General features: G+C 73.9%; 10 protein-coding genes. 7 read left to right on the top strand and 3 right to left on the bottom strand.

Annotated features, from left to right (window positions below):
• The 3 genes from TR46_RS30045 to TR46_RS45170 form a co-directional block, all read right to left on the bottom strand.
• Window positions 1-787, bottom strand: a 787-nt coding sequence (locus tag TR46_RS30045) for a YcaO-like family protein (RefSeq protein ID WP_174505167.1), incomplete at its 3' end; no start/stop codon positions are given.
• Window positions 788-1645: 858 nt separating this feature from the next.
• Window positions 1646-2533 (bottom strand): JmjC domain-containing protein, encoded by an 888-nt coding sequence (locus tag TR46_RS30040; RefSeq protein WP_042407639.1) that lies wholly within the window; start codon window positions 2531-2533, stop codon window positions 1646-1648.
• A 107-nt stretch (window positions 2534-2640) separates the two neighbouring features.
• Complete coding sequence (locus TR46_RS45170) at window positions 2641-2766, bottom strand: hypothetical protein (RefSeq protein ID WP_269084285.1); 126 nt, start codon at window positions 2764-2766, stop codon at window positions 2641-2643.
• Window positions 2767-3018: 252 nt separating this feature from the next.
• Here TR46_RS45170 and TR46_RS42670 point away from each other — a divergent pair, with 252 nt between their 5' ends.
• The 7 genes from TR46_RS42670 to TR46_RS30005 all read left to right on the top strand — a co-directional run bounded on the left by TR46_RS42670 (window position 3019) and on the right by TR46_RS30005 (window position 9113).
• Window positions 3019-3216, top strand: a complete 198-nt coding sequence (locus tag TR46_RS42670) for a hypothetical protein (RefSeq protein ID WP_042407636.1) — start codon at window positions 3019-3021, stop codon at window positions 3214-3216.
• Complete coding sequence (locus tag TR46_RS30030; protein WP_042407634.1) at window positions 3213-3605, top strand: PIN domain-containing protein; 393 nt, start codon at window positions 3213-3215, stop codon at window positions 3603-3605. The genes TR46_RS42670 and TR46_RS30030 overlap by 4 nt, the downstream gene beginning before the upstream one ends.
• A gap of 506 nt (window positions 3606-4111) precedes the next feature.
• Window positions 4112-5653, top strand: coding sequence for a tetratricopeptide repeat protein (locus TR46_RS30025; RefSeq protein ID WP_042407629.1), 1542 nt, complete (start codon window positions 4112-4114; stop codon window positions 5651-5653).
• The gene (locus TR46_RS30020) at window positions 5646-6920 is read left to right on the top strand and encodes an MFS transporter (protein WP_042407627.1); all 1275 of its coding nucleotides are present in this window, start codon (window positions 5646-5648) and stop codon (window positions 6918-6920) included. Before TR46_RS30025 ends, TR46_RS30020 begins: the two co-directional genes overlap by 8 nt.
• Window positions 6917-7726 carry a hypothetical protein gene (locus tag TR46_RS42665; protein WP_042407625.1) on the top strand — a complete coding sequence of 270 codons (810 nt, stop codon included), beginning with the start codon at window positions 6917-6919 and terminating at the stop codon, window positions 7724-7726. The genes TR46_RS30020 and TR46_RS42665 overlap by 4 nt, the downstream gene beginning before the upstream one ends.
• Window positions 7617-8525, top strand: coding sequence for an alpha/beta hydrolase (locus TR46_RS30010; RefSeq protein ID WP_042407622.1), 909 nt, complete (start codon window positions 7617-7619; stop codon window positions 8523-8525). The genes TR46_RS42665 and TR46_RS30010 overlap by 110 nt, the downstream gene beginning before the upstream one ends.
• A gap of 63 nt (window positions 8526-8588) precedes the next feature.
• A complete protein-coding gene (locus TR46_RS30005; RefSeq protein WP_042407620.1) occupies window positions 8589-9113 on the top strand; it encodes a flavin reductase family protein in 525 nt (174 codons plus the stop codon).
• Window positions 9114-9419: the final 306 nt, after the last annotated feature.

Raw genomic sequence — 9419 nt, 5'->3', positions numbered from 1 at the left:
CCGCCGGATCGGCGGGGGCCCCGCCGCCGCCGAACACGTCGGCCATGTCCGAGTTGTAGAGGTAGACGGCGAAGACCGGGAACGCCCCGACCGAGGCGTCGACGATCTCCAGGTGGAAGCCGGCCGACAGGACCGTGTCGATCAGCTGCCCGCAGACGGGGTCGGTGACCGAGTGCGGATCGATGTAGTGGCGCTCGGCCTGCGGGGTCCGGCTGAACCGCAGCGTGCACTCGCGTTCGACCAGCTCCCACAGCCCGTGCAGGGCCGCTTCGGCGAGGCTGTTCCCGCTGGCGAGTCCGTTGCTGGCGCGGGCGAACAGAGCCGGGTACCACGGGGCGGTGCTTTCCTGGTGCAGCGAGACGACCGCGTGCGGGACCAGGGCGGCCGACCGGTCCAGGACGCCCACGGCGGGGCACCAGGCCAGCTTGGTCCGGCGGGTGAGCGCCGACGGCCGGCCCAGCGACAGGTCCTCGGGGGCGAACGCAGGGGCGACCTCCTCGAAGGAGGCCCAGGGCATCCCCTGCGGACGGTACTGCTCGGCGACGGCGGTCTCCAGGTTCTCCATGACCGCCGACACCCGGGCGAGTTCCTTGGTGATGCCCTTGCCCTGGCTGCACGTGACGGTCATCGCGGAGGGCCGGGTCGCGGCGAAGACCGGGATGCCGATCACGTCCAGGTCGGTCACGTCGGCGACCCGGGTGATGCCGTACTCGGGCAGATGGGGGCGTACCCGCTGCCAGGTCTGTCCGGGCGTGTGCTCCCGGTAGGTCCCGCCGAAGCTCTTCATGACCGCCCCACCGGCTGTGCCGTGGCGCCGCGGTCGGGGCCGCCGCCTCGGCGGCGGGGCGCAGCAGGTCGAGCCGGTCGCGGCTGCCGTGCAGGCCGGGGTCGGCGAGGAACTCGCCGAGCCGTCGGTGCAGCCAGTCGGCCTTGGCGTCGGCCGGGACCAGGTGGTGGCGCTCGGCCTCGCCGGTGTCCCGCAGATGGGCGAGGAACCCCTCGGCCAGGGCCCGGCGCAGCGACCGGTCGTCGGGCCGGGCGAAGACCAGCACCAGCAGGCTCGACGGGCCCAGTGCCCGGCACTGCCCGGCGTCGCCGGGGGTGCCGGGGTGCAGGTGGCGGGCGCGGCCGGGGTCGAGGCGCTCGCCGTCGCCGCCCCAGGCGGTGGCGCCGGACAGTTGGACCACCAGGTAGTGGGTCGACCCGCAGTCGAACCGCAGCGACCGCGGCTGCGGGCCGGCCGCCGGCCGCAGGTAGAGCTGGTACCCGGCCAGCCGGCCGGCCGCCAGGTCGTCCCGCAGCCCGGAGAAGCCGCTGAGCAGTTGCGGGAAGCGCAGGTCGGGGCGCTCGACCCGGACAGCGGCGCCGGCGTCCAGCGCCTCGGCGAGCCACCGGGTGTCGGCGTAGCCGGGCAGAGGCCGGCTGGCGACCAGGCGCTCCCGGGTCCGGGGCGGGGCCGACGACCCGATCACCGAGAACTGAGGGGCCCTCAGGTTGCCGTACCTGAGAGCCTCGTCGAACGGCTCCGCCGCGCAGGCGGCGGCGCTCGCGGCGGTCAGTGCCGCGCTGATCGGCGCCGGGTCGGTGGCGGTCGCGCGGAAGTCGTCAAAGGCTGTGAAGAAGTCGTGCAGCGGGTCGGTGCTGCTCATGTCAGCGCCGCCTCCTTCCGGGTCGAGGCGGGCGTTCCGGTGCGCTGCCGCGCCAGGGCTGTGGTGAACCAGGTGTCCGCGTCCAGTCCGGCGGCCGTCCGCAGCAGGTCGTCGGCGGCCCGGCCCAGCAGTTCGGCGCGTCCGCGCCCGGAGGGGAGGGGGTCGCCGGCGGGGTCGGCGGCGCTGTCCAGCAGGGCCGCGACCAGGGATTCCGGGGTGGGCAGACTCATGGTGAAGGTCAGGTGCATCGAGGGGCCGCCGACCGCGCGCGCGGAGTGCGGGTACCCGTGCGGCAGGTACATCACGTCACCCGGCTCCAGCACCAGTTCGCGAAGCGGGTTCTCCAGGTCCACGTCCAGGCCGTGGCTGCTGCGGGTCTCCGCTCCCGGATTCCAGAGCGTCCACTCCTTGCGGCCTTCGAGCTGGATCACCAGCACATGGGAGGCGTCCCGGTGCGGCAGCAGCCCGCGCTCCTCCGCCGGGGTCAGGAAGACGAACGGCTTCACCTCGGCGGGATGGTTCGCCGCCAGGGTTCCGACCTGGCGGTCGGTGGCCCGGTGCCAGTGGTGGACCTGGTTCAGCTTGAGCGTGTAGCCGGCGGCCAGCGCCTTGGTCACCTTCTCGCCGTCGATGTACTCGTAGGCGGCGCCGTCACTGGTGCGCGCCGAGGTCGTCAGCTCGCTGCCCGGGACGCGCCGGCTCTGCTGGACCATCTGCAGGTAGGGCACCTGGAGCAGGCCCTGCGCCAGCGCCAGCGAAATGTCGTCAAGGCTTATGTAGTCGGCGGGCGAGGCTGCTCCGCGGTTCACCAGTGGCTCGGCCTGCGGATTCCCCAGCCCGACGATCTCGGCCGATGCGGCCAGCTCATGAAACGAATACGGCATTTCGCTCACCTTCAGAACGTGAGGCAGGTGGAAAGACGTGAGGCAGGGGGGAACCGTGCTCCGGGAGCGCGGTCCCCGCCCTGCCTTCAACGGCCAGTCGTCGGTCGTCAGTCGTCGATGTTCTCGAGGAGCACCGGACGCGGGCCCTCCAGCTTCAGGCTGACCGAGAGCTCGGCCGAGTCGACCATCTTCTCGGCGGAAGTGGCGGAAAGGGCGATGCGCAGGTCGTTCATGGTTTTCTCCTTCGTTCCGGCTTCACCTCGGGGTTTCCCTCGGTGCCATGAGCATCCGGCACGCCGTTATCGGTCCGGTATCGGGACGGCTTCCCTCACCGCGACGGCCGCGGGCCGACCTCTCTACTCGGGGTGTAGTCCTGGTGTACTTTGGGGTCATGGCTGATTCGACGATCAAAGTCCCCGAGGCGACCCGGGACCACCTCGCGGCCCTGGCCAAGGAACGCGGCACCACGACGGCTCGGCTCGCTGGTGGCGTCGCTGGCCTCGGAGCAGCTGACCGCGGAGCAGGCGCGCGCGCGGGTGGAGCAGGCGCGGCGGGCGGGGCTCCGGGAGCGGATGCACGTGGAGCTGACGGACGCCGAGTTCGATGCCACGCCCGGCGCGCTCGACCGGGTGTACGAGATCGCCGCCGCCAAGGCCAGGGACGCGCTGCGGGGAGCCGCGTGATCGTTCTGGACACCAGCGCGCTGACGGCGCTGGCGGGCGGGCACGGCAAGCTGGCGCGGATCGCGGAGAACGCGGCCGCCTCGCCGTTCCGGCACCTGATCGTCCCCGCGCTGTGCCTGCTGCAGGCGGAACTGCACGACGCCGACGCCGGGCTGCACGTCCTGTCGCTGCCCGGGATCGACGTCGAGTCCCTGGACCCGGTGGCCGCGATCGCGGTGGCTTCGATGGTCCGCGACGGCTACGGCGGCCCCGACACCGTGCACGCCCTGTACTGCTCACTGCCCAGCGCCCACCGCCCCGAGACCGACCTGCTGCTGACCGCCCGCGCGCAGGACTACCCGCCGGGCACCATCACCGTCGACATCGACGACGACCGGCTGCTCGGCTGAGCCCGCCGACCGCCTCCGAGCTGCGGCTCGTCCGGCCTGCCGGCCCCTCCGCCGTGGCGATAGCCGGCGGATAACGGATCGATGCCGAGGGTCCGTAGCTTCGTTCTCACCAGCCGACGAGGGCAACCCCGCCCTCCCCGGCCAGCACCCCCGACCCGGGGGACAGAGGAGGACTACGGAATGAAGCTCATCAAGCGTCAGCCGAAGACCGTCAAGACCAACTTCGCAGTCATGTACGGCGGCAAGGTCGCCGGCTGACACCAGGCTGCTGCGGGGGAGGGCGAACCCGCCCTCCCCGCCGAACACCCCCGACCCAGGGGAAGAGAGGACACCGAGATGAAGCTCATCAAGCGTCAGCCCAAGACCGTCAAGACCAACTTCGCAGTCATGTACGGCGGCAAGGTCGCCGGCTGACACCAGGCCGCTGCGGGGAGGGCCCTTCGGGCCCTCCCCGCCGGCATGTCCGGGCGACGACCACCCGGGCACCGACATCCAAGGGAGTGGCAATGACCACGGAGATCGTTCTCTGTGCCGGCGCGAGCCCGATCGCGTTCGGCCCGGCCAAGGCACTGATCGGGCTGCTGGGGCCCGAGGTCCGGCGGACGCTGCCGCTGCCGGTGCGCCGCAGCATTCTGCACGGGTTCGCCGACCGGGACCCGGCCGCCGAAGCGGTCAGCCTCACCGACGGCGCCAGCCTGGAGGGCCAGATCCGCTACTCGCTCAGTGAGCGCACCGACCGGGTGTTCGCGGCGTACGCGGATGCGGTGAGCCGGGCCGTCGAGGGCCCGGTCCGGGTCCGGGTGACGGCGGCGCAGCACCTGGACGAGGGCAGCAGGGCTCTGTTCACCCTGCTGGCCCGGACCTGCGAGGGGTGGACCGTCAGCCTGGAGCCGGGGCGCCCGCAGGGCCGGCCCCACCCCGCCACCGGGGCCGCCGAGCAGCGGATCGCCCGGCTGCACGCCACCGAGTCGCCGGCCGAGCCCGACGTCGAATGGCTGATCGCCCGGGCCCAGGAGTACCTGCACGTCGGCGACGCATGGACGGCGCTGGCGCTGCTCGAACCCCTGGCCGCCCGCCACGGCCGCCCCAGCCTGCACCAGGTGCTGGCCGTGGGCCATGTGATGCTGGGTCACCCCGAGAAGGCCGAACGGCACTACCAGGCGTGGGCCGACCTCGGACGTCCCCTGGACCGCGCCCGCGCGAAGTACGGGCAGTCCATGCTCTACGCCCGCCACCACCAGCCCTACCTGCACAGTGCGACCCGGGCGGCGGAACTGCTGGACAGCGCGCTCGCCGACCTCGACCAGGTGGTGCCCGGGCTGGAGGACGAAGCCGGGTTCGACCGGGTCTTCAACCGCAACGGCTACGCCCTGCTGCAGTTCCGGGCCGGTGAGGCGGAGGCCGCGATGGCGTTCGTCGACCAGGCGCTCGCCGACCTGGAGGACTCCAGCGAGCGCAACCACCTGCACCGTTCGGTGCTGCTCTACAACCGCGCCCAGATCCTGCGCCGCACCGGCCGGACCGCCGAGGCGGTCCCGCAGTACCGGTCGCTGCTGCAGATCGACCCCCATATGCCGGAGTACCACATGGAGTTGGCCCAGTGCCACATGGAGGCGGGCGACTGGCGCCCCGCCGCCGAGGAACTCGACCTGGCCCGGGACATCGACCCGTGGATCCCCGAAGGGCACTCCCTGCGGGGACAGGTCGCCGCGGCCGAGGGTCAGCCCGAGCTCGCCCTGGACTGCCACCGCCGGGCCTGGAGACTGGCTCCGCAGCGCGCCGACCTCGCCTACGCCTACGCCTACGCCCAGGCGGAGCGTGAGGACTGGCAGGGCGTCCTGGACACGCTGGCCGACTTCACCCCCGCCGCGGTGCGCGGCGACCTCCGCGCCGACATCAGCGCCTGCACCGCGGAGGCGCTGCTGTACCTGGGCCGCGCGCACGACGCCATGCAGGTCCTGCAGGAGGCGGCCGACCTCGACGAGGACGACGAGTCCATCCAGGACAACCTCGCCGCCGTCACGTTCCTGGTCATGGCCGATGCCTAGCACCCGGACCCTGCTCACCCGCCGCTCCACGGCCGCGCTGCTCGGCTTCCAGCTGCTGTTCTTCGCGGGCATGTGGCTCTCCAAGACCGCCCAGCCGCTGTACTACGCGCAGCAGCACGCACTGGGCCGCTTCGGCGCGGGCTACTGCGCGATGGCCGTGACCGGGGCCGGCTCCTTCGCCGTCGGCCGGATGCTGGACCGGTGGGGGCCGCGGACCGCGCTGGCCGCCGGCACCCTGCTGTACGCGGTGGGACTGGCGCTGCGGGTGTTCAGCGGCTCGCTGGCACTGGTCCTGCTGTCCGGCGCGGTGGCCGGGCTCGGCGCCAGCACCGTCCTGGTGGGCCTGCGGACCTGGACCTTCGGCATCACCGACGAGCACACCCGGCCGCGGGTGGTCAGCGCCCGGGTGGTCGCCCAACAGGTGGGCGCCGCCTGCGGGGCCGCCCTGGCGGGCGCAGGCCTGGCCGCCTTCGGCGTGGTGGACGGGGGCCGGACGGCACTGCTGGCCGCCGCCGCACTGGTGGCGCTGGCCTGCCTGCCGGCGCTGTCGGCCCCGGGCCGTTCGACCGCACCCGCCGCGCCGACCGCTGCCGCGGATGCCGCGGATGCGGCGGATGCGGCCCGCCCGGCCGGGGGCCGCGGCGGTGTACTGGCGTGGGCCGTCGCGGCGCTGGGCGTGCTCGGCGGGCTGTACACCAGCTTTGTGACGCCGTATCTGCCGCTGGTGCTGGAGAAGCACGGACTGGGGATCGGGCTGGTCGGTGTCGCGCTGGCAACGGTGAGCCTGACGTCCAGCTTCGTGGGGCCGATGATCGCCGCACGGCTGCGCAGCACCCGGGCGCTGCGCGCCCTGGTCGTCGCCGAGGGCGTCGCCGCCGCCGGCACCCTGCTGCTGGTTCCCGGCTGGGGAGCCCCGGTGGCCATGACCGCGATCACCATCCGCTCGCTGTCCTTCACCACCTCCGCCACCAGCGAGGAGGTACTGCAGGGCCAGATCTTCCCGACCGCGCAGCTGGGACTGCTCTTCGGCGCCTCACAGAGCGGGTTCCTGGCCGGCGACGCGCTGGGCGGCGCGACCAGCGGATGGGTCTACCAGACCCAGGGCGCCTCGGTCGCCCTGCTGGTCTCCGCCGCACTGATCGGGCTCAACTGCCTTGCCTACCCCGTCGTCGCCGCATGGGTGCGACTGCGCACGGCCGCGGCCGCCGACGCCGGTGCGCCGGCCCCGGCCGACCAGGCCCGAGAACCGGCGGGGAGCGTGTCATGACTGCGTACGAGCGGATGCGGCGGCTGGCTCAGGTGTTGGACGAGCACCGGCGCACGGTCCCGGTGGCCGTCGCCCCCTCGGGGACAGCTGTCGTCGAACTCGGCGACAGCGCACTGCTGTGGCGGCTGACGGCCGCGGACGGTACCCACCGGGACGAGCGGGTGCTGTCGCCGGCGCCGGTCGACGCCTGCGTCCACCTGCCCGACCGCGGAGAGATCGTCTGGATCGCGGACACCGCCGACGGCGTCCGCGCCGCCGCGGCCGACGCCGGGGACGGCCGGCCGCTGCGCCGGAGCCTGCTGCCGCAGTGGGCCGCCGAAAACTGGACCGACCTGGTGGCGGCGGACCTCAACGGCAGGCAGACCGCGCTGCTGCTGGTCGAGCCGTCGGCCGGCCGGTGCCTGGTGGACCCGTTCTCCGGTGCGGTGGCCGCACACTGGGCTGCTGCCGAGGCGGAACAGGACGCGGAGGTCGCGGCTTTCGCCGCGCGCGGAGAACACTGGTGGCGCTGGGAGCGCCGCGTGGGCGTGCGTCCGAGCTACACGCTGCACGACGACGCGGGACGGTCCCAGGAGTTCCCGGGCGTGCTGCTGGACGTGCGCGGCACCTGCTCGCTGTGGAGCGTCCCGGCGCGAGGACGAGGAGTTCCCGGGCGAGTACGGGGAGCTGACCCTGTTCGGCGCGGGTGCCGACACGGTGCTGGCCGCCGAGGAGTCGCTGCTCGTCGGGGTCCGTCATCTGGAGATCTCCGGGCGCCGGGTCCGGCCGCTCCGGCTGGGTCCGCAACTCCCGGAGTACAAGGCTGAGTTGGTGGAGCTCGCGGACCGGAGGTGCTGGGCCTGGCTGCCGCAGGACTGCCGCGGGCTGGTGGTGTCCCTGCACGGCGGCCCGGAGTCCGGGGAACGGGACGGTCTGCGGTACGCCGGGCTCTACCGGGAGCTGCTGGAGGCCGGCGTCGCCGTGGTGGTCTGGAACTATCCGAGCAGCACCGGCTTCGGCACCGGGTGGCGGAGCGCGGCACACGGCGACTGGGCCAAGGTCCTGGGCGCCGACCTCGACCTGGTGCTCGGCCGGCTCCCCGCGCGGGTGCGGGGCCTCCCGGCGGGGCTGCTCGGTGTCAGCTTCGGTGCCTGGGCGGGGCTGCAGGCGGTCTGCGGCGACCGCGGCCGGCGGTTCTCGCGGGCGGTGCTGTCGGCGCCGATGCTCGACCTGGAGAGCCACCGGCAGCGGATGGGCAGCGCGGCGGAACTGGCCGAGTTCGTCCGCTTCTTCGACGACACCTTCGGCACACCCGGCGCGGGCGGATACCACACGGCCGGGGAGCTCGTGCGGCACGGCCTGCCGGCGCTGCACGTCGTCCACGGGGAGCAGGACGAGGTGGTGGACCCCGTCGCCACGGCGGCCTTCTGCGAGCGCGCGGGCGCGGCTGCGGCTGCGGGAACGGCTGCGGCTGGGGCCGGGGCTGGGGCCGGGGCTGCGGCTGGGGCTGGGACGCGGGTGGTCCTGGCGGACCAGGGGCACGCGCCGCAGGGCGCGGCGGAGGCCGCGGAACGCTACCAGCGGGTGCTCGGGCTGCTGCTGCAGTGCTTCGGCGAACAGGACTGACGAACAGGACTGACGAACGGGATGTGACGACGACCCTTTGGCAAATGTCGGAACGGAGTAGCCATGACAGTGGGACAGACGCTTGAACGTCGGGCAGTGGAGGTGGACGCGGACCGGTTCCGCGAGGCGATGGCGCGGCTCGCGGCGCCGGTCGTGGTGGTCACCACGCGGTACGGGGAGCGGGACTGGGGGATGACCGCCAGCGCGGTCATGAGCGTGTCGCTCGACCCGCCGCTGGTGACCGTCGGCATCGCCCGCACGGCAGGCTGCCACCGCGCGCTCACGCGGGCCCCCGAGTTCGTCATCAACGTCCTCGGCGACCGGCAGCAGGACCTCGCCCGACGGTTCGCGGGCAGGGGCGTGGACCGGTTCGCGGGCGGGGGCACCGACGCGCTGCCGGGCAGCGGGCTTCCGGTGGTGCGTGGAGCCGGGGTCGTCTGCCGCTGTGAGCGGTGGGATGTGGTGACGGTCGGGGACCACGATCTCCTGATCGGCAGGCCGGTCGCCATCGAGCTGGCCGAGACTGCGGGAGACCCGCTGCTGTGGTACCGGCGCTCCTTCGGCAGGGCGGCACCTGCGCCGATGTGACGGTCGGTCAGGGGGTGCGGCGGGGCCCGGAGGCACGTGCGGCGGAGGCACGTGCGGCAAGGGTTGGGTACGCGCGGGCCGCCCTCCGCGGGGGCGGGGCCGGGCGAGGCGAGCCGGGACGGGCGAGCCGGGACGGGCTGGCCGGGACGGGCTGGCCGGGACGGGCTGGCCGGGCGAGGCGAGGCGGGCGAGGCGAGGCGGGACGGGCGGGACGGGCCGAGCGGGACGGCCGGGCGGGACGGGCCGGAACGGGCTGGGCCGGGCGAGCCGGGCCGAGCAGGACGGCCGGGCGGGACGGACTGGGCC

This window comes from Streptacidiphilus carbonis, assembly GCF_000787775.1.
Lineage (GTDB): Bacteria > Actinomycetota > Actinomycetes > Streptomycetales > Streptomycetaceae > Streptacidiphilus > Streptacidiphilus carbonis.
The sequence above is the reverse complement of the archived record's forward strand: the minus strand, read 5'-3'. Positions and strand labels throughout refer to the sequence as shown.